Below are 18,806 nucleotides of genomic sequence, written 5' to 3' on the forward strand. Positions count from 1 at the left end.
TTATGCCGCATTATTTACCTGTTTTACCTTCTTTACGGCGAACGAATTCACCTTCGTAACGGATCCCTTTGCCTTTGTATGGCTCTGGTGGACGTACGTCACGGATGTTAGATGCTAATGCACCAACACGCTCTTTAGAAATACCTTTAACGATGATCTTCGTGTTCGAAGGAACTTCGACCTCTAATCCTTGCTCAGGTGTAAACTCAACTGGGTGAGAGTAACCAACGTTTAGTACAAGCTTAGTACCTTGTAACTGTGCACGGTAACCTACACCGACAAGTTCTAGAGTACGAGTGAAGCCTTCAGAAACACCTGTTACCATGTTAGCTAGTAACGCACGAGTTGTACCGTGGTTTGTACGGTGTTCTTTAGAATCAGAAGGACGAACAACTGAAAGTGTGTTGCCTTCTTGCTCGATTTTCATATCTTGGTTGAATTGACGAGTTAATTCGCCTTTAGGACCTTTAACAGTAACAACGTTGTCAGCAGCGACTTCGATTGTTACGCCAGCAGGTACCTCGATAACTTTTTTACCTACGCGAGACATTTATATTGCACCTCCGTTCTTTTCTTACTAATTACCAAATGTATGCTAAGATCTCTCCGCCAACTTGTTTAGCGCGAGCTTCTTTGTCAGTTAATAAACCGTTTGAAGTAGATACTAAAGCGATACCAAGACCGTTTAATACTTTAGGTACTTCGTTTGTTTTAGCATATACACGTAAACCTGGTTTAGAAATACGTTTTAGACCAGTGATAACACGCTCGTTCTCTTTACCGTATTTTAAGAAAATACGGATGATACCTTGCTTGTTGTCTTCTACATATTCTACATCACGTACGAAACCTTCACGCTTTAAAATTTCAGCGATCTCTTTCTTTACGTTAGAAGCAGGAACTTCTAACTTCTCGTGACGAACCATGTTCGCATTACGAATGCGTGTAAGCATATCTGCAATCGGATCAGTCATTGTCATGAAAATTTACCTCCTTCCCAAATTAGGGGATTACCAGCTGGCTTTTTTAACGCCAGGAATTTGTCCCTTATATGCAAGTTCACGGAAACAAATACGGCAAAGTTTAAATTTGCGGTATACAGAGTGTGGACGGCCACAGCGTTCACAACGTGTATATTCTTGAACTTTAAATTTTTGCGTGCGTTGTTGTTTAACGATCATTGATTTTTTTGCCACGTCTTCGCCCTCCTTATTTTATTACTTTTGGAACGGCATACCGAACTGTGTTAATAACTCGCGAGCTTCTTCGTCAGAATTCGCAGTAGTTACGATCACGATGTCCATACCGCGTACTTTTGAAACTTTATCGTAATCGATTTCTGGGAAAATTAATTGTTCTTTAACACCTAATGTATAGTTACCGCGACCGTCGAATGCTTTTTTAGAAACACCACGGAAGTCACGTACACGTGGAAGTGCGATAGAGATTAATTTATCCAGGAATTCATACATACGCTCACCGCGTAATGTAACTTTAGCACCGATCGCTTGACCTTCACGTAAACGGAAACCTGCGATAGATTTTTTCGCTTTAGTTACTACTGGTTTTTGACCAGTAATTGTTGTTAATTCTTCAACAGCTACATCAAGAGCTTTTGAGTTTTGAACAGCGTCACCAACACCCATGTTGATTACGATTTTCTCCACTTTTGGAACTTGCATAACTGATTTATATTCGAACTTGCTCATAAGAGCAGGTGAAACTTCGTTTAAATACTTTTCTTTTAGGCGGCTCATGTGTGTACCTCCCTTCTCAATTTACTTATTAGTCGATTACTACACCTGATTTTTTTGCAACACGAACTTTTTTGCCATCTTTGATCTCAATACCTACACGAGTCGGCTCGCCAGATTTAGGATCGATTAGCATTACGTTCGAAACGTGGATTGCAGCTTCTTGAGATACAATTCCACCTTGTGGGTTAAGTTGGTTAGGTTTAACGTGTTTCTTAACGATGTTTACACCTTCAACAAGAACGCGGTCTTGTTTAGGGAAAGCAGCTAAGATTACGCCTTCTTTACCTTTGTCTTTACCAGTAATTACCTTTACTTTATCGCCCTTTTTAACATGCATTATGTGTCGCACCTCCTTGATTGGTACTGTCATGAAATTAAAGAACTTCTGGAGCTAGAGAAACGATTTTCATGAAGTTGCCATCACGTAATTCACGTGCAACTGGTCCGAAAATACGAGTTCCGCGTGGTGATTTATCATCTTTGATAATTACGCAAGCATTCTCATCAAACTTAATGTAAGTACCGTCTTTACGACGAGCACCTGATTTTGTGCGAACGATAACAGCCTTAACAACGTCACCTTTCTTGACAACGCCACCTGGTGTTGCTTTCTTAACCGTACAAACAACGATATCACCGATGTTTGCAGTTTTACGTCCAGAACCACCAAGTACTTTAATAGTTAAAACTTCACGTGCACCTGAGTTGTCAGCAACTTTCATACGACTTTCTTGTTGAATCACTTAGGTTACCTCCCTTCGGAAATATATTTTATTCCGAAATGTGTTATTAAATAATAACCGCTTTTTCTACAACTTCAACTAAACGGAAGCGTTTAGTAGCTGATAGCGGGCGAGTTTCCATGATACGTACGATATCACCGATATTCGCAGTGTTTAGCTCATCATGAGCCTTAAACTTTTTCGAGTATTTTACACGCTTGCCATAAAGCTTGTGCTTTTTATGAGTTTCAACTAAAACAGAAATTGTTTTATCCATTTTGTCTGAAACGACACGGCCCGTGTAAACTTTGCGTTGGTTACGCTCAGTCATACTTAAAACCCTCCTTTATCAGTTATTTGCACTGATTTCTCTTTCACGAATCACAGTTTTCATACGTGCGATCGCTTTGCGAACTTCACGGATGCGAGCTGTGTTTTCTAATTGACCAGTCGCCAATTGGAAGCGAAGGTTGAAAAGCTCTTCTTTCAGTGATTTCACTTTTAATTCAATTTCATTAGTGGCAAGGTCACGGATTTCATTAGCTTTCATTAGATTCACCACCAGTTTCTTGACGTTTTACAATCTTACATTTAACAGGAAGTTTGTGTGATGCTAAACGAAGTGCTTCACGTGCCACCTCTTCAGATACACCAGCAATTTCGAACATTACTTTTCCTGGTTTTACTACTGCTACCCAACCTTCAGGAGAACCTTTACCAGAACCCATTCGGACTTCTAGAGGCTTTTTCGTGTAAGGCTTATGTGGGAAGATTTTGATCCAAACTTTACCGCCACGTTTCATGTAACGAGTCATTGCGATACGAGCAGATTCGATTTGACGGTTTGTAATCCATGATGCTGTAGTAGCTTGTAAGCCCCACTCACCGAAAGATACTTCTTTACCGCCTTTCGCTTCTCCACGCATGTTACCACGGTGTTCACGACGATATTTTACGCGTTTAGGTAATAACATATTATTTGCCTCCTTCCACAGAGTTCTTTTTAGTAGGAAGGACTTCACCACGGTAGATCCAAACTTTAACGCCTAGTTTACCGTAAGTAGTATCAGCTTCTGCATGTGCATAATCAATGTCAGCACGTAATGTATGAAGCGGAACAGTTCCTTCGCTATAGTGTTCAGCACGCGCGATATCAGCGCCACCTAAACGACCAGATACTTGTGTTTTAATACCTTTTGCACCAGCGCGCATTGTGCGTTGGATTGATTGTTTTTGAGCACGACGGAATGATACGCGGTTCTCAAGTTGACGAGCGATGTTTTCAGCTACTAATTTAGCGTCAAGATCTGCACGTTTGATTTCAATAATATTGATATGCACACGTTTGCCAGTTACTTCAGTTAAGTGTTTACGTAAGTTTTCAACTTCCGTACCACCTTTACCGATAACCATACCTGGTTTCGCAGTGTGAATAGTGATGTTTACGCGATTTGCAGCGCGTTCGATTTCTACTTTAGATACAGATGCATCTTTAAGTTTAGTTTCGATATATTTACGTACTTTGATGTCTTCGTGTAATAAGTTAGCGTAGTCTTTCTCAGCGAACCACTTTGACTCCCAGTCACGAATAACACCAACACGTAGTCCTATTGGATGTACTTTTTGACCCACGGATTAAACCTCCTTCTTCTCAGATACCACGATTGTAATGTGGCTTGTACGTTTGTTGATTGCCGACGCACGACCTTGTGCACGTGGACGGAAACGTTTTAATGTTGGACCTTCATCAACAAAGATTTCAGATACAACTAAGTTATTAACATCTAACTCATAGTTATGTTCAGCGTTAGCAACTGCAGATTTTAATACTTTCTCAACGACTGGAGACGCCGCTTTTGGAGTATGACGTAAAATTGCAACTGCTTCACCAATTTGCTTGCCTCGGATTAAGTCTACTACTAGACGTACTTTACGAGGAGCGATACGAACTGTACGAGCGATAGCTTTAGCTTGTGTCATTAGGATTTACCTCCTCTCAAAATTAGCGTCTTGTTTTCTTGTCATCTGCACCGTGACCTTTATAAGTACGAGTTGGTGCGAACTCACCAAGTTTATGACCTACCATATCTTCAGTTACGTATACAGGAACGTGTTTACGTCCATCATATACAGCGATTGTTAAACCGATGAAGTTAGGGAAGATAGTAGAACGGCGAGACCAAGTTTTAATAACCTGTTTTTTCTCAGAAGCCTCTTGTGCTTCCACCTTTTTCATTAGGTGGTCATCAACAAAAGGTCCTTTCTTTAAGCTGCGACCCATTTAGGAACCTCCCTCCGTGATACGACCACGGCTCTCGAACTGAACCGTAGTTTTACCACATTATTTTTTACGTCCACGAATAATAAATTTAGATGATTTATTTTTCTTGCTACGAGTTTTGTAACCAAGAGCTGGTTTGCCCCATGGTGTCATTGGAGATTTACGTCCGATTGGAGAACGTCCTTCACCACCACCGTGTGGGTGATCGTTAGGGTTCATTACAGAACCACGTACTGTTGGGCGTTTACCTAACCAACGAGAACGACCTGCTTTACCGATGTTGATAAGTTCGTGTTGCTCGTTACCAACTTGACCGATTGTTGCACGGCAAGTAGCAAGGATTAAACGTACTTCACCAGATTGTAAACGAACGATTACGTACTTACCTTCACGACCTAATACTTGCGCAGAAGTACCAGCTGAACGTACTAATTGTCCACCTTTACCAGGTTTCATTTCGATGTTATGGATTGTAGTACCCATTGGAATGTTTGCTAATGGTAATGCGTTACCTACTTTGATATCCGCTTCTGGACCTGAATAAATAGTTTGACCTACTTCAAGACCTTTCGGAGCTAAGATGTAACGTTTTTCACCGTCAGCATAGTTAATTAAAGCGATGTTCGCAGAACGGTTTGGATCGTACTCGATTGTAGCAACGCGTCCTGGAATGCCGTCTTTAAGACGTTTAAAATCGATAACACGGTATTGTTTCTTGTGACCGCCACCGTGATGACGAACAGTAATTTTACCCTGGTTGTTACGACCAGCTTTGCGTTTAGTCGGTTCTAATAAAGACTTTTCAGGTTTATTAGTAGTGATTTCAGCAAAGTCAGATGATGTCATGTTACGACGACCATTTGAGGTTGGCTTATACTTTTTAATCGCCATTTGTATTCCCTCCTTCTTTAAGGTTACTTATATAAATTTAGAATTAGATTTCGAATAATTCGATTTCTTTTGAATCAGCAGTTAATTTAACAATCGCTTTACGACGTTTGTTAGTGTATCCACCGAATTTACCAACGCGTTTGAACTTACCTTTGTAGTTCATTACGTTTACTTTCTCAACTTTAACACCGAAGATTTCTTCAACAGCGTCTTTAACTTGAGTTTTGTTAGCGCGAGTGTCTACTTCGAAAGTATACTTTTTCTCTGCCATAATTTCTGAAGAACGCTCAGTAATGACCGGACGTTTTAAGATATCACGTGCTTCCATTATCCAAGCACCTCCTCAACTTTTTTTACAGCATCTTGAGTGAATACAACTTTATCGTGACCTAATAAGTCTAATACGTTGATTCCTTCAGCTGTTAACACTGTAACACCAGGGATGTTACGAGCAGATAAAATAGCGTTTTCGTTAACTTCAGCAGTTACGAATAATGCTTTTTTGCTGATTTCTAAAGCAGCTAGTACTGATTTGAAATCTTTTGTTTTTGGTGCATCAAATGATAATGCATCAAGTACTACTAAGTTTTGCTCTAATACTTTCGTAGATAAAGCAGACTTAATTGCTAAGCGACGAACTTTCTTAGGTAGTTTGTAAGCGTAGCTACGTGGAGTAGGACCGAATACAACACCACCACCACGCCATTGTGGAGAGCGGATCGAACCTTGACGAGCACGACCAGTTCCTTTTTGACGCCATGGTTTGCGACCACCACCAGCAACTGCAGAACGGTTTTTAACTTTGTGATTACCTTGACGTAAAGAAGCACGTTGTGCAACTACAGCGTCGAATAATACAGCTTCGTTTGGCTCGATTCCGAAAATCGCATCGTTTAATTCGATTTCACCAACTGAAGCACCTGTTTGACTAAGTACTGAAACCTTTGTCATTCCTGTTTCCTCCTTTCTTTAAGAGAATTATTTTGATTTAATAGCAGTTTTAACTGTTACTAATGCTTTTTTAGAACCAGGAACATTACCTTTAACAAGTAGTAAGTTGCGCTCTACGTCAACCTTAACGATTTCAAGGTTTTGAATAGTAACAACTGTGCCACCCATTTGACCAGGTAATTTCTTTTGTTTGAATACGCGGTTCGGGGCAACTGGACCCATTGAACCAGGACGACGGTGGTAACGAGAACCGTGGGACATAGGGCCGCGAGATTGACCATGACGTTTAATAACACCTTGGAAACCTTTACCTTTTGTTACACCTGTTACATCGATTACATCGCCTTCAGCGAAAATTTCAACCTTGACTTCTTGACCAACTTCGTAAGTCGCAGCTTCTAAGTTGCGGAACTCACGGATGAAGCGCTTAGGAGCAGTATTTGCTTTTGCTACGTGACCTTGTTCAGGTTTGTTTGAAAGCTTAACGCGCTTATCTTCAAAACCTAATTGGATCGCTTCGTAGCCATCAGTTTCAACAGATTTCTTTTGTAAAACTACGTTTGGAGTAGCTTCGATTACTGTTACTGGGATAAGATCTCCGTTTTCAGCGAAAACTTGAGTCATACCAATTTTTCTACCTAAGATTCCTTTAGTCATTTGTCACACCTCCTGTAAATTTTAGAAAAAGTTTTATATTTGTTTTTACCATTAAAGTTTGATTTCGATATCAACGCCAGATGGTAAATCAAGCTTCATTAACGCATCAACAGTTTGTGGTGTCGGGTTAACGATGTCGATAAGACGTTTATGTGTGCGCATTTCAAATTGCTCACGAGAATCTTTGTACTTATGAACCGCACGTAAGATCGTGTATACAGATCTTTCAGTTGGTAGTGGGATCGGACCCGATACTCCAGCACCTGAACGTTTCGCAGTTTCAACGATTTTCTCAGCAGATTGATCAAGGATACGGTGATCATATGCTTTTAAACGAATACGAATTTTTTGTTTTGCCATTACTTTCCCTCCTTCTCGCCTATTTTCTAGACATTCTCCACGAAAATTTCTCCTACACACCGCCATGGCAAAGCGGCCGGGTGTGTCGGCAACCTCTCGCTTCATCGCAGTCAAAGACCAACATTCAACATTATATACAATAAAAAAGAAGTTCGCAAGTCTTTTAGCAAAATTCTTTTCATAATGTTTTATTCTTTATAAATAGGTTCGCTCTTTTTGAGCCGTTTTCTAGTATATAAGTTTCTGACGATGAAAGCAACTGAAAAGGGAGTAATATGTTTTAAATATATTATTCTGAAAACTAAAGGTTCAGAAAACGAAAAAATCGCCGCTTTCTATTTGCTGAAAGCGACGACTATTACTATAAGAAGAAAACGACTGCAATCCAGCCGAAAATAATCTGCGGAATATTATAGAAGATAAATGTAGGTACACATGTGTCCCAAATATGGTTGTGCTGCCCATCGACATTTAGCCCCGCTGTCGGACCTAATGTAGAATCGGATGCCGGGGAGCCCGCATCACCAAGTACGCCCGCCGTTCCGATTAAGCAGATGATGGCTAATTCGCTTAGTCCCAGTTCCATTGCGATTGGAACAAAGATTGCTGCAATGATTGGAATCGTCGCAAATGAAGAACCAATTCCCATTGTGACAATTAAACCGACAATTAACATAATTAAAACGGCTACACTTACATTCCCGTTAAAAATGTCCATTGCACCGGATACTAGTGTTTCAACATCCCCTGTAGCATTTATGACAGCCGAAAATCCGTTCGCTGAAATCATGACGAAGCCGACAAACGCCATCATACGCATTCCATCGGATAGAACTGCATCTGCTTCTTTTACTTTTAGTGCACCTGTAATATATAAAATGATAATACCGGCAATCGATCCGACAATCATAGAATCCGTCATTACTTGTACTACTATAGAAGTGATCAATGCTACGGCAGCAAAAATAATGTGTAGTGTATTTACTTCTTTATTTAAATCATTCGATGTTTCCAGTTCGATAATTTCATACTGTCTTGGTTTACGGTAGGCAACAAAGGCTCCTGCAAGCCCTACAACCATCCCTAACGCTACAATAGCCATTGCCTTAGGAACATCGCTCAAAGCAACGTCAAGCCCTGCTATGGCCATCTGATCAACAATAATGCCCTGATAGATTAAACCGAACCCTGCAGGTATGAACATATAAGGCATAACTAAACCGAACGTTAAAATACATGCGATTAAACGGCGGTCAATTTGCAGCATGTTCATAATTTTGATCATCGGAGGTACGATTAAAGGAATAAATGCGATATGCACCGGTATCAAGTTTTGCGACATGATTGCCATAGCAAGCAATACTAAGAAGATTAATGCTTTGGCAGCACCTTTCTTTTGAGAGTCACCTTCACGCTGTACGATTTTTAAAATTGCTTTTACTAACACTTCAGGTATACCAGTACGAGATATTGCGAGTGCAAATCCACCAAGCAGTGCATAGCTTAGCGCAATTGTTGCACCCCCACCAAGACCGTCTACAAAGGCCTTGATTGTCTCTGTTATATTTAATCCGCCGGCAAGACCACCAATAATTGCCCCTACCGTCAAGGATAAAACCACATTTATACGCAGTAGGCTTAAAATAAGCATAACCCCTACCGCTACTAAAACAGCATTCATGTTGTACACTTCACTTTCGTCTGCTAAATTACTAATGTGTTAAAGTTACAAGAAAATTGGTCGCGCGTCAACGGATATAGATAAAATAAAACCGTCAAATAAGAGAAAATTGACGGTTTGAAGTATTATAAAGCCTGTTTTATTATTTTTCTGTAATAATTGATTGTTAATGCAGCAAATATGATATACATGGCGATATATAATGCCATTGTTACAAGTAGAGGGGTCGTCAATTCTGTACCGAATAAAAACCAGCCGGATTTCACTGCAAAGTAGCTGTGCAACAGTCCGATCAGTAACGGTACCCCAAAGTTAAATAACTGTTTCATCATTATACCGCGCGTTAATTCCTCTTGTGTAAAACCGATTTTGCGAAGAATTTTATAGGATTCCATCTCTTCATCCGCTTCAGACATCTGCTTAAAATATAAAATGCTGCCCGTTGCCAGTAAAAATGCTAAACCTAGAAACGCCGTTGTAAATATTGAAGTCCCATAAAGGTTTAAATTGTATTCCACAGTTGATTGTTGTGAACTCAATTTATTTATTCCCCGGTTTGCTTCATCATCTTCATACAGTATATTGGCACCTGTTTGTTTGTATAGCTTTTCAACAACTTGATATGTTTCATCATCCGCGTCAATCAAGTTAACCGACGTTTGCTCTTTTGTTGTATAGCCAATAGCATGTTCTTCATTTAGCTGCTGCAACTTTTCGAAAACCGTATCTTCAACGATAACAACAAAACCGCCTGCTGTAATACGCCATGCTACAACCGATGTATTATTTACTTCCTTAACTTTTAAAGGAAATTGGTGTTCTTGGTGCAAGAACGTTAAATCCAAAGGTGCTTCAAGCGGCATTAAATTCGCCTGAAAGCCATTATACCCTGCAATAATTGCTTCACCCTCAGAAAGCTTTACATCTGAATCAAGCTGTTGGTAGTCCGAAAGCGGAATCATTATCACATCCGCTAATGTATTCCCTTGAAGCATATCTACTATTTCACCAGAAAAGAAGTCTGTCATATCAAACTGTGCACTTGTTAGTCTAAATGTCTTCTCCTCAAATGCAATCTCTTCTTGCTCCAGCGTTTCAATGAATGCCTCTCCACGTCCATCTACTATTATATAATCTGCTGGTATAGAATTTTCCGCCGTACTATTTGCTGAATAATAGCTAATATAGGAAAGTGTCGTAATTGCAAGAGACACTGCTGTAATAACAGTAATAAGCGTAAGAGATTTAGCATTGCCCTTCATTCGGTGCATAATTGGTGTAAGCGCCAGAACATCTGTCAGATTTAAATGCCCTTTCTTTCTTAGACGGAACAGATTTAATATGAATGCAACCGAATAGCGGAATACAAAGTAAGTCCCGCCAATTGTCGTTGCTAAAATAATGATCATACTTAAAAATAAATTTGTTGTATGCCCTGAAAATAATAACGTGCTTTCATAGTAGCCATAAATAATCAACGCTAACCCAATAGCGCCCATCGCCATAGGGAATACACTAAAGCGTTTTACACGCTCGTCCGCCTGCTTGGATGCGTTGAATAACGAAAGCAATGTTGTTCTGTATACCATAAAGGCCATTTGCACTAAAATGATTACTAACAGAATGCCAAATACAATTAACGTATTCACAACCGCAACTTTACTGATACTCAATGTTACAACCGCTTCAAATTTCAATAGCTTCAGTAAAATCATCGCAAATAAACGTGAACTTAAAAACCCTAATAAAATTCCGACGCTTACAGCACCAGCAAATAGTAGGATGTTTTCAAAGGCAATGAGGCGTGTTACAAGCCCTTTTGTCATGCCGACTAATTGATACAACCCAATCTCCTTGCTGCGGCGCTTAATAAATAAGTGATTGGCATACAGTACGAAGAACAGAACAATAAAATACAGCATATACGAAGCCGCTTCAAATCCTGAAGCTGCAGTACCACTTGCTTTTGTCGCTTCAATGACAGATTCATTGTACTGCAGTGTCACAAATGAGAAAAACAGCGTCACACTGAAAATGAGTGCGAAAAAGTATAAGTAATAGTGACGCATATTTTTTATCATGCTTTTAATAACGAGTTGACTAAGCTTCACTCTGCTCACCGCCTAGAACACTTTGCGTATTTAATATTTGCTGGAAAAACTCATTGCGTGACTTATCGCCCTTATACAGTTCCGTATAAATTTGACCGTCTTTTAAAAACAGTACACGTGAACAGAAGCTTGCGGCAATGGCATCATGTGTAACCATCATAATCGTTGCGTTTTTTGCTTTGTTGATTTTTGCTAAATTATCGAGCAGTGCCGTGGCGGCTTTTGAATCAAGTGCCCCTGTTGGCTCATCTGCAAATACAAGTGATGGATTGGATATTAAGGCTCTAGCTGCGGATGTACGCTGCTTTTGACCACCGGAAATTTCATTCGGGTATTTCGTTAAAATATCTGCAATCCCTAAAATCGATACGAGCTCCTTTAAACGTTGCTCTGCTGCTGCTTTAGGAATGGAGCTAAGCGATAATGGTAGTAGAATATTTTCCTTTACCGTCAATGTATCCAGTAAGTTATAGTCCTGGAAGATGAAGCCGAGCTCATCACGTCTAAACTTCGCTAATGTACGCTCCTTCATCCCCTGAAGCTTTTGCCCATTAATTTCGACAAATCCGTCTGTCACCTGGTCTATGGAGCAGAGTACATTTAATAACGTTGTTTTCCCCGAACCAGAAGCACCCATAATGCCGACAAATTCACCTTTTTCTACTTCCAAATCTATGCCCTTTAATACTTCCTGTGCAAGCGAGCGCTTACCATATGTTTTTCGAACTTTACGTGCGATTAAAATGCTCATTGTATCCCATCCTTTCTTGATACTTTTATTCTACATGTTCCGTTAATCGGAATCGTTAGATTTACATGACAAAAACGCCCGGTAAGTGACAAGTTCGTCACATTCCAAGCGTTTTCTGGTATTCATTCATTTTAGGGAAAGTAATTTTTACAGAAGTACCTACCCCTTCTGTTGATTCGATTGCCAGAAGAATATGCAGTGATTGTGCCGCCTGTTTAGCAAGGTACAGCCCCATTCCTGTAGCAGCACTCGTTTCACGACCAATTGTTCCAGTGTAGGATTTCCGGAATACACGCGGCAAATCTTCTCGCTTTATACCGATTCCTTCATCTTGAATGATGAGAACTGCCTGCTCATTAACCATATAAGCGGATAATCTGATTTCTCCCCCGATATCACTATACTTTACCGCATTCGATAAAACTTGCCGTACGATAAAACCTAGCCACTTTGCATCTGTCTGTACAGTCAGATCGTCCACTTCCAGATCAATGGCGATTTGCTTTTCAAAACACCAGCTGCGCAATGCTTTAATTTCTTGAATAAGTACTTCCTTCACCTTTACTTTTTCAATTCGGTTATCAAGCTCGATCGTCATAAGACGCGTTGCATGAAGCTGCTGGTCTAATAACAAATAAAGGCGCAGCCATTCATTTTCGATACGTTCCTTTACTTCGCTTTTCTCTACTTTTTCCATCAACAGCTGCATTGCCGTTAATGGGGATTTCATTTCATGTACCCACGCCAAAAGCTCATCCTGCCGTTCTAATACAATCTGCTTCTGTTCCTGTATTTTTGCATTCTTATTAGCCAGCTGCTCTTTATAATCTTCATGAATAACGGCATAGTAAGTTCCACTAAACTTCGCATACGGCTTCATCAATTTCCTGTCTTTCACATAGCGTAAACTGAAATAACCGGCTACGAGCGTAAACCAGATAATATTTAAATAAAGCAGGGAAACATCATGAAATCCTGTATCGAGAAATAATATTAAATTCATCAGCAACTGAAGTAGAATTACAAATAGGATGGCGGTTATATATTGTCTTATAAACAAGCGGATCATGCATCCACCGCCAAATAGCCAAGGCCTTTTTTTGTCATTATGACATTGATAAGCCCAATATCCTCTAAACGTTGGCGTAAACGGTTTACATTGACCGTTAATGTATTGTCGTTTACGAAGCGCTCATCATCCCATAATTTACGCATTAGTTCATCCCGGGAGACGATTTGTCCTTTCTCCTTGACCAGCACCTTTAAAATAAACAGCTCGTTTTTTGTTAACTCTACCTGTTTCTCTTTATAGTGAACAATCGCGCGGTCATAATGTATTTCAGCTCCATTCCATTTTTCAATATCACTTTGCTGTGTTTCCTGATAATTGTATGCACGACGAAGCAATGCCTGTACTTTTGCGACTAATACTTCCGTATGAAAAGGTTTTTGAACAAAGTCATCCGCTCCCATTTGCATCGCCATGATCATATCCATCGGGTGATCGCGTGAGGAAAGAAATAAAATAGGGACATTCGATACCGCTCTTATTTCACGACACCAATGGAAGCCATCAAATGCAGGCAACTGAATATCAATAATAATAAGCTGGGGCTCTTCTTCTTTAAATGTCCCCATTATATGTTGAAAGTCTTTCGGTCCAACTACTTGTATATTCCATTGTGCTAAACGTTCACCTATCAGTTCAAATATGGAGACATCATCTTCTATTAATAATACCTTCAAAGAACACCACTCCTTCTATATACTTCCATTATACAAAAAACTAACAGTCCAACCCTTACAATCTTTGCTATAATCAATTCAATTACAGGAATTATAGGTGAAAAGGTGGGGAAAGAGAAATGGATCTACGCCAAATCGAATATTTTGTTGAAGTGGCCAAGCATTTAAGTTTTACGAAGGCTGCCGCAACTTTGCATGTGTCACAACCATCTATTAGTAAAGCAATCCAAAACTTTGAGTCAGAGCTGGGTGTACCGTTATTTTACCGTTCATCCAAACAGCTTGAGCTGACGGATGCCGGTCAAGCCGTTCTTGTAAATTCGATGCAAGTACTTGAATCATTTCAAAATCTGCGTTCGGAATTAACGGATTTGATGGAATTAAAGAAAGGCCAAATCCGCATCGGCATTCCACCAATCGTTGGGGCCGAGTTTTTTTCAAAATTGATTAGCTATTATAAAGAGCTTAATCCATATATCGAAATTTTATTAACGGAAGTCGGGACGAAACGCATACGCCAGGAAATTGAGGCAGGTGAATTGGATGTCGGGTTAGTATGCAGTGTGACTTCCTCGAACGAATCTTTGGAAACGATACGGTTTTTAAAAGACCCTTTAATGTTAATCGTCCATGAAAGTCATTCTTTAGCAGCAAAAGAAAAGATACAGCTAAAAGAATTAGCAAATGAGACATTCATTATTTACCGGAAAGATTTTATTTTGTATGACCGCATTATCGAGGAATGTTCTAAACACGGATTCTTCCCTACTATTGCCTGTGAAACGACTCAGAAAGATTTGTTTATCGAAATGGTTCAGGCAAAACTGGGGATTGCGCTGCTTCCGGAAAAGCTTGCAGAAAAAATCCCATACACTTCGATTAAATGCATCCCTTTTCTGGAAGAAGCAATCCACCTTGAACTGGGGGTTACATGGAAGAAAAATAAGTACTTGCCTTTTGCTGTACGGGAATTTATTAAACTTGCCCGGGAATTTGTTTCCCAATAAAAAAGTTGCCTAGAAATTTCAGTATCTCTAGGCAACTTTTTTAATCTGTTTGCATACATAATACGGCTGTTCTGATCGTTCGCTTCTGTAAGGAAACCGTTATTGCTTGGGAAATTTTCTATCCCAGAACTCGTTCTTAAAAAAAGACTACTATTTCAAAGGAAATAGTAGCAACTTAGAAAATCTTATGCGTTTACTTTTTGTTTTGCTTTAGCTTCAATACGCTTTTTGTGTAGAATTGGCTCTGTATAGCCATTTGGCTGTTCATAACCTTTAAATATCAATTCGCTTGCAGCTTGGAAAGCTACAGATTCCTCGTAATTTGCTGACATTGTAGAGTATTCCGGATCATCGGCATTTTGCTCATCTACAACTTTTGCCATACGGTTCAGCGATTCCTCTACTTGTTCTTTTGTACAAATACCGTGATGCAGCCAGTTTGCTACATGCTGACTTGAAATACGCAACGTTGCGCGGTCTTCCATTAAACCGATATCATTAATATCCGGCACTTTCGAACAGCCCACACCATGCTCCACCCAGCGAACAACATAGCCTAGAATTCCCTGAACATTATTATCTAGTTCATGTTGAATTTCTTCCGGTGACCAGTCTGTATTTGCAGAAACCGGAATTTTCAAAATCGCGTCCTGTAAATCTTCCGATGTCACAATACCTTTTTGAACCTCTTTTACATTTACTTCATGGTAATGAGTAGCATGTAAAGTTGCTGCTGTCGGCGAAGGTACCCAGGCAGTGTTCGCTCCTGCTTTCGGATGATTGATTTTTTGTTCAATCATATCCGCCATTAAGTCCGGCATTGCCCACATACCTTTACCGATTTGTGCACGGCCTTGCAAGCCCGCATTTAACCCAACAACGACATTGGATTTTTCATAAGAAGTTAGCCATGTTGATGTTTTCATTTCACCTTTGCGAATCATTGGACCTGCTTCCATCGATGTATGGATTTCATCACCTGTACGATCCAGGAATCCAGTATTAATAAATACGATACGGTTTTTCACTTCACGAATACATGCTTTTAAGTTAAGTGATGTACGACGTTCCTCATCCATAACACCGATTTTTAACGTAAACCGTTCCAACCCGATTAAATCTTCTACACGCTCAAATAGTTTATTTGCAAACGCTACTTCCTTTGAGCCGTGCATTTTCGGTTTTACAATATAAATAGAACCTTTTTGTGAGTTTTTATACTGGCCATTACCGATTACTTCATGCTTCGCTATTAAGCTCGTTACGACACCATCGATAATTCCTTCAGGCACTTCGCTACCATCTTTATCTAAAATAGCCGGATTTGTCATCAAGTGACCTACATTGCGGATAAACATTAACGAACGCCCGTTTAATGTTACCTCATCACCATTAACTCCCGTATATATACGGTCTGGATTCAGTGTACGCGTTACCGTTTTTGAGCCTTTTTCAAAAGTTGCCTTCAAGTCGCCTTTCATTAGCCCTAACCAGTTCGCATATACTTCTACTTTATCTTCGGCATCTACTGCCGCTACCGAGTCCTCGCAATCCATAATTGTTGTAATTGCGGACTCTAAATAAATATCTTTTACACCAGCTGCATCATCTTTTCCGATTGGATGATTGCGGTCTATTTGAATTTCAATGTGTAAATCATTATTTTTCAGTAAAACCGCAGTCGGCTGTTCTGCTGTTCCTTGATAGCCCACTAACTTTTCAGGTCCCGTCAATGTCGTTGTTTCACCATTTGCCAGTGTCACTACTAATTTGCCTTCTGCAATTTTATAGGTTGTCGCTTCTTTATGTGAGGCTGCTGTTAAAGGAGCCGCTTGATCTAAAAACTTTTTCGCATAATCGATTACTTTGTTACCACGTATCGGATTATAACCCTTGCCTGCTTCAGCACCATCTTCGAAACTGATGGCATCCGTACCATAAAGCGCATCATAGAAACTTCCCCAACGTGCATTTGCAGCATTAATCGCATAACGTGCATTGCTTACAGGTACAACTAGTTGCGGACCAGCCTGATATGCAATTTCTGCATCCACGTTTTCTGTTTCCACTTGGAATTTTTCTGCTTTTGGTTCTACATAACCGATCTCTTCCAAGAATGCTTTATAGTCGGCAAATTGGAAATTCCCCTTATTCCCTTTATGCCAATCATTGATTTTTGCCTGCAGTGTATCCCGCTTAGCAAGCAATGCTTTATTTTCAGGTGCCAGCTCATGAACTAGCTGATCAAAGCCGTCCCAAAAAGCCGTTTGCTCTACTCCGCTATTCGGTAATACTTGTTCATTAATAAACTGAAATAATACTTCCGCTACTTGTAAGTTCCCCGCTTGCACGTAATTTGTCACTATTAAATCCCCCTTTTAAATGAACATTTCTAATAAATAATTAGAATCCCCTGTTCTTATGATTCATTATACAAGAGTAATAGTATATAAATGAAATACATATATTGAATAAACATTATGCTTCTACGCTATAAAGGGTACAAAAAAAACACCTTGCAAGCGTCCCTGCAAGGTGTTTTTTAGAAAATTAGCGATTAGCTAAAATTATTTTTGGATAGATGCTACTACGCCAGCGCCTACAGTACGGCCACCCTCACGGATAGAGAATTTAGTACCTTCTTCTAAAGCGATTGGAGCGATTAATTCAACAGTCATTTCGATGTTGTCGCCAGGCATAACCATTTCTACGCCTTCTGGTAACATGCAGATACCAGTTACGTCAGTTGTACGGAAGTAGAACTGAGGACGGTAGTTAGAGAAGAATGGAGTATGACGTCCACCCTCTTCTTTTGATAATACATAAACTTCAGCTTTGAAGTTAGTGTGTGGAGTGATTGAACCTGGTTTAGCTAATACTTGACCACGTTGGATATCTTCACGAGCAATACCACGTAATAAAGCACCGATGTTGTCACCAGCTTCAGCGTAATCTAATAATTTACGGAACATTTCTACACCAGTTACAGTTGTAGTTTTAGCTTCTTCTTCGATACCGATAACTTCTACAACGTCACCAACTTTAACTTGACCACGTTCAACACGGCCAGTTGCTACTGTACCACGACCAGTGATAGAGAATACGTCCTCTACTGGCATCATGAATGGTTTGTCAGTTTGACGTTCTGGAGTTGGGATGTAAGAATCTACAGCGTCCATTAATTCAACGATTTTTTCTTCCCATTCTGCTTCGCCTTCTAAAGCTTTTAATGCAGAACCTTTGATTACTGGAACATCGTCGCCTGGGAAGTCATATTCAGATAGTAAGTCACGGATTTCCATTTCTACTAACTCTAATAATTCTTCGTCGTCAACCATATCACATTTGTTCATGAATACTACTAAGTAAGGAACACCTACTTGTTTAGAAAGTAAGATGTGCTCACGAGTTTGTGGCATTGGGCCGTCAGCAGCAGATACTACTAAGATACCGCCGTCCATTTGTGCAGCACCAGTGATCATGTTTTTAACATAGTCAGCGTGACCTGGGCAGTCAACGTGTGCATAGTGACGAGTTGCAGTTTCATACTCTACGTGAGAAGTATTGATTGTGATACCGCGCTCTTTTTCTTCTGGAGCGTTGTCGATGTCAGCGTAAGATTTAGCTGCGCCACCCATTTTTTTAGAAAGAACTGTTGCGATAGCAGCAGTTAAAGTTGTTTTACCATGGTCAACGTGTCCGATTGTACCAACGTTAGCATGCGTTTTTGAACGGTCAAATTTTTCTTTAGCCATTAGAAAATGCCTCCTCAGAGATATGTTTTATTTTTTTTAAAATTATTTATTCTAAGATGCCGACTATAAACGGGCCCCATCTATAGTCAGTCAATCATAGCTTACAAATTATTTATACTTGATGCAAGGTGAAATT

25 protein-coding genes are annotated in these 18,806 nt (G+C 39.9%); 1 reads left to right on the forward strand and 24 read right to left on the reverse strand.

What is annotated here, in order from left to right; translation table 11 throughout:
• Nucleotides 1-10: 10 nt before the first annotated feature.
• The 22 genes from rplF to ABS917_RS08800 form a co-directional block, all read right to left on the reverse strand.
• Complete coding sequence (rplF, locus tag ABS917_RS08695; RefSeq protein WP_350478630.1) at nucleotides 11-550, reverse strand: 50S ribosomal protein L6; 540 nt, start codon at nucleotides 548-550, stop codon at nucleotides 11-13.
• Between the two features lie 31 nt (nucleotides 551-581).
• On the reverse strand, nucleotides 582-980 hold the full coding sequence (rpsH, locus tag ABS917_RS08700; protein WP_008406947.1) for a 30S ribosomal protein S8: 399 nt from the start codon (nucleotides 978-980) through the stop codon (nucleotides 582-584).
• 30 nt (nucleotides 981-1,010) lie between these two features.
• Nucleotides 1,011-1,196 carry a 30S ribosomal protein S14 gene (rpsN, locus tag ABS917_RS08705; RefSeq protein ID WP_008406949.1) on the reverse strand — a complete coding sequence of 62 codons (186 nt, stop codon included), beginning with the start codon at nucleotides 1,194-1,196 and terminating at the stop codon, nucleotides 1,011-1,013.
• A 21-nt stretch (nucleotides 1,197-1,217) separates the two neighbouring features.
• Nucleotides 1,218-1,757 carry a 50S ribosomal protein L5 gene (gene rplE / locus ABS917_RS08710; protein WP_079523482.1) on the reverse strand — a complete coding sequence of 180 codons (540 nt, stop codon included), beginning with the start codon at nucleotides 1,755-1,757 and terminating at the stop codon, nucleotides 1,218-1,220.
• A gap of 28 nt (nucleotides 1,758-1,785) precedes the next feature.
• Nucleotides 1,786-2,094, reverse strand: a complete 309-nt coding sequence (rplX, locus tag ABS917_RS08715; RefSeq protein WP_191701161.1) for a 50S ribosomal protein L24 — start codon at nucleotides 2,092-2,094, stop codon at nucleotides 1,786-1,788.
• A gap of 37 nt (nucleotides 2,095-2,131) precedes the next feature.
• The gene (gene rplN / locus ABS917_RS08720; RefSeq protein ID WP_008406955.1) at nucleotides 2,132-2,500 is read right to left on the reverse strand and encodes a 50S ribosomal protein L14; all 369 of its coding nucleotides are present in this window, start codon (nucleotides 2,498-2,500) and stop codon (nucleotides 2,132-2,134) included.
• 46 nt (nucleotides 2,501-2,546) lie between these two features.
• Nucleotides 2,547-2,810 carry a 30S ribosomal protein S17 gene (gene rpsQ / locus ABS917_RS08725; RefSeq protein WP_008406957.1) on the reverse strand — a complete coding sequence of 88 codons (264 nt, stop codon included), beginning with the start codon at nucleotides 2,808-2,810 and terminating at the stop codon, nucleotides 2,547-2,549.
• An 18-nt stretch (nucleotides 2,811-2,828) separates the two neighbouring features.
• Entirely contained in the window at nucleotides 2,829-3,029 is a 201-nt protein-coding gene (gene rpmC, locus ABS917_RS08730; protein ID WP_008406958.1) for a 50S ribosomal protein L29, read from the reverse strand.
• Complete coding sequence (rplP, locus tag ABS917_RS08735) at nucleotides 3,019-3,453, reverse strand: 50S ribosomal protein L16 (RefSeq protein ID WP_079523484.1); 435 nt, start codon at nucleotides 3,451-3,453, stop codon at nucleotides 3,019-3,021. Before rplP ends, rpmC begins: the two co-directional genes overlap by 11 nt.
• A gap of 1 nt (nucleotide 3,454) precedes the next feature.
• Nucleotides 3,455-4,111 carry a 30S ribosomal protein S3 gene (gene rpsC / locus ABS917_RS08740; RefSeq protein ID WP_008406961.1) on the reverse strand — a complete coding sequence of 219 codons (657 nt, stop codon included), beginning with the start codon at nucleotides 4,109-4,111 and terminating at the stop codon, nucleotides 3,455-3,457.
• 3 nt (nucleotides 4,112-4,114) lie between these two features.
• Nucleotides 4,115-4,459 (reverse strand): 50S ribosomal protein L22, encoded by a 345-nt coding sequence (gene rplV / locus ABS917_RS08745; protein WP_008406963.1) that lies wholly within the window; start codon nucleotides 4,457-4,459, stop codon nucleotides 4,115-4,117.
• A gap of 22 nt (nucleotides 4,460-4,481) precedes the next feature.
• The gene (gene rpsS / locus ABS917_RS08750; protein ID WP_004233637.1) at nucleotides 4,482-4,760 is read right to left on the reverse strand and encodes a 30S ribosomal protein S19; all 279 of its coding nucleotides are present in this window, start codon (nucleotides 4,758-4,760) and stop codon (nucleotides 4,482-4,484) included.
• A gap of 60 nt (nucleotides 4,761-4,820) precedes the next feature.
• Nucleotides 4,821-5,651 carry a 50S ribosomal protein L2 gene (rplB, locus tag ABS917_RS08755; protein ID WP_008406964.1) on the reverse strand — a complete coding sequence of 277 codons (831 nt, stop codon included), beginning with the start codon at nucleotides 5,649-5,651 and terminating at the stop codon, nucleotides 4,821-4,823.
• 43 nt (nucleotides 5,652-5,694) lie between these two features.
• Nucleotides 5,695-5,979 (reverse strand): 50S ribosomal protein L23, encoded by a 285-nt coding sequence (gene rplW, locus ABS917_RS08760; RefSeq protein ID WP_008406966.1) that lies wholly within the window; start codon nucleotides 5,977-5,979, stop codon nucleotides 5,695-5,697.
• Entirely contained in the window at nucleotides 5,979-6,602 is a 624-nt protein-coding gene (gene rplD / locus ABS917_RS08765) for a 50S ribosomal protein L4 (RefSeq protein WP_251690867.1), read from the reverse strand. Before rplD ends, rplW begins: the two co-directional genes overlap by 1 nt.
• A gap of 27 nt (nucleotides 6,603-6,629) precedes the next feature.
• Nucleotides 6,630-7,259 (reverse strand): 50S ribosomal protein L3, encoded by a 630-nt coding sequence (gene rplC / locus ABS917_RS08770; RefSeq protein ID WP_008406969.1) that lies wholly within the window; start codon nucleotides 7,257-7,259, stop codon nucleotides 6,630-6,632.
• A gap of 51 nt (nucleotides 7,260-7,310) precedes the next feature.
• Complete coding sequence (rpsJ, locus tag ABS917_RS08775) at nucleotides 7,311-7,619, reverse strand: 30S ribosomal protein S10 (protein ID WP_008406970.1); 309 nt, start codon at nucleotides 7,617-7,619, stop codon at nucleotides 7,311-7,313.
• 361 nt (nucleotides 7,620-7,980) lie between these two features.
• On the reverse strand, nucleotides 7,981-9,300 hold the full coding sequence (locus ABS917_RS08780) for a Na+/H+ antiporter family protein (RefSeq protein WP_350478631.1): 1,320 nt from the start codon (nucleotides 9,298-9,300) through the stop codon (nucleotides 7,981-7,983).
• 125 nt (nucleotides 9,301-9,425) lie between these two features.
• Complete coding sequence (locus ABS917_RS08785; protein ID WP_350478632.1) at nucleotides 9,426-11,411, reverse strand: FtsX-like permease family protein; 1,986 nt, start codon at nucleotides 11,409-11,411, stop codon at nucleotides 9,426-9,428.
• Nucleotides 11,401-12,162 carry an ABC transporter ATP-binding protein gene (locus ABS917_RS08790; RefSeq protein ID WP_350478633.1) on the reverse strand — a complete coding sequence of 254 codons (762 nt, stop codon included), beginning with the start codon at nucleotides 12,160-12,162 and terminating at the stop codon, nucleotides 11,401-11,403. The genes ABS917_RS08785 and ABS917_RS08790 overlap by 11 nt, the downstream gene beginning before the upstream one ends.
• Before the next feature lie 97 nt (nucleotides 12,163-12,259).
• Nucleotides 12,260-13,231, reverse strand: coding sequence for a sensor histidine kinase (locus ABS917_RS08795; RefSeq protein ID WP_350478634.1), 972 nt, complete (start codon nucleotides 13,229-13,231; stop codon nucleotides 12,260-12,262).
• On the reverse strand, nucleotides 13,228-13,908 hold the full coding sequence (locus tag ABS917_RS08800) for a response regulator (RefSeq protein ID WP_350478635.1): 681 nt from the start codon (nucleotides 13,906-13,908) through the stop codon (nucleotides 13,228-13,230). The genes ABS917_RS08795 and ABS917_RS08800 overlap by 4 nt, the downstream gene beginning before the upstream one ends.
• A gap of 119 nt (nucleotides 13,909-14,027) precedes the next feature.
• Here ABS917_RS08800 and ABS917_RS08805 point away from each other — a divergent pair, with 119 nt between their 5' ends.
• A complete protein-coding gene (locus tag ABS917_RS08805; RefSeq protein ID WP_350478636.1) occupies nucleotides 14,028-14,915 on the forward strand; it encodes a LysR family transcriptional regulator in 888 nt (295 codons plus the stop codon).
• Nucleotides 14,916-15,100: 185 nt separating this feature from the next.
• On the opposite strand, the gene ABS917_RS08810 is transcribed toward ABS917_RS08805, so the two are convergent.
• Together ABS917_RS08810 and tuf are read right to left on the reverse strand one after the other, a co-directional pair.
• Nucleotides 15,101-17,278, reverse strand: a complete 2,178-nt coding sequence (locus ABS917_RS08810) for a malate synthase G (RefSeq protein WP_350478637.1) — start codon at nucleotides 17,276-17,278, stop codon at nucleotides 15,101-15,103.
• 204 nt (nucleotides 17,279-17,482) lie between these two features.
• Nucleotides 17,483-18,670, reverse strand: a complete 1,188-nt coding sequence (tuf, locus tag ABS917_RS08815; RefSeq protein ID WP_079523494.1) for an elongation factor Tu — start codon at nucleotides 18,668-18,670, stop codon at nucleotides 17,483-17,485.
• Nucleotides 18,671-18,806 lie beyond the last annotated feature (136 nt).

The organism is Solibacillus sp., assembly GCF_040273735.1.
Lineage (GTDB): Bacteria > Bacillota > Bacilli > Bacillales_A > Planococcaceae > Solibacillus.

Bases quoted from the DNA above. Each gene is read 5' to 3' on its own strand.
- rpsS (WP_004233637.1), bottom strand. From the start codon at position 4,760: ATGGGTCGCAGCTTAAAGAAAGGACCTTTTGTTGATGACCACCTAATG.
- rplC (WP_008406969.1), bottom strand. From the start codon at position 7,259: ATGACTAAAGGAATCTTAGGTAGAAAAATTGGTATGACTCAAGTTTTC.
- rplP (WP_079523484.1), bottom strand. From the start codon at position 3,453: ATGTTATTACCTAAACGCGTAAAATATCGTCGTGAACACCGTGGTAAC.
- rplB (WP_008406964.1), bottom strand. From the start codon at position 5,651: ATGGCGATTAAAAAGTATAAGCCAACCTCAAATGGTCGTCGTAACATG.
- rplF (WP_350478630.1), bottom strand. From the start codon at position 550: ATGTCTCGCGTAGGTAAAAAAGTTATCGAGGTACCTGCTGGCGTAACA.
- rpmC (WP_008406958.1), bottom strand. From the start codon at position 3,029: ATGAAAGCTAATGAAATCCGTGACCTTGCCACTAATGAAATTGAATTA.
- rplD (WP_251690867.1), bottom strand. From the start codon at position 6,602: ATGACAAAGGTTTCAGTACTTAGTCAAACAGGTGCTTCAGTTGGTGAA.
- rpsQ (WP_008406957.1), bottom strand. From the start codon at position 2,810: ATGACTGAGCGTAACCAACGCAAAGTTTACACGGGCCGTGTCGTTTCA.
- rpsH (WP_008406947.1), bottom strand. From the start codon at position 980: ATGACAATGACTGATCCGATTGCAGATATGCTTACACGCATTCGTAAT.
- rplW (WP_008406966.1), bottom strand. From the start codon at position 5,979: ATGGAAGCACGTGATATCTTAAAACGTCCGGTCATTACTGAGCGTTCT.
- ABS917_RS08780 (WP_350478631.1), bottom strand. From the start codon at position 9,300: ATGAATGCTGTTTTAGTAGCGGTAGGGGTTATGCTTATTTTAAGCCTA.
- rplV (WP_008406963.1), bottom strand. From the start codon at position 4,459: ATGACACAAGCTAAAGCTATCGCTCGTACAGTTCGTATCGCTCCTCGT.
- ABS917_RS08790 (WP_350478633.1), bottom strand. From the start codon at position 12,162: ATGAGCATTTTAATCGCACGTAAAGTTCGAAAAACATATGGTAAGCGC.
- rplX (WP_191701161.1), bottom strand. From the start codon at position 2,094: ATGCATGTTAAAAAGGGCGATAAAGTAAAGGTAATTACTGGTAAAGAC.
- ABS917_RS08805 (WP_350478636.1), top strand. From the start codon at position 14,028: ATGGATCTACGCCAAATCGAATATTTTGTTGAAGTGGCCAAGCATTTA.
- ABS917_RS08795 (WP_350478634.1), bottom strand. From the start codon at position 13,231: ATGATCCGCTTGTTTATAAGACAATATATAACCGCCATCCTATTTGTA.
- tuf (WP_079523494.1), bottom strand. From the start codon at position 18,670: ATGGCTAAAGAAAAATTTGACCGTTCAAAAACGCATGCTAACGTTGGT.
- rplE (WP_079523482.1), bottom strand. From the start codon at position 1,757: ATGAGCCGCCTAAAAGAAAAGTATTTAAACGAAGTTTCACCTGCTCTT.
- rpsJ (WP_008406970.1), bottom strand. From the start codon at position 7,619: ATGGCAAAACAAAAAATTCGTATTCGTTTAAAAGCATATGATCACCGT.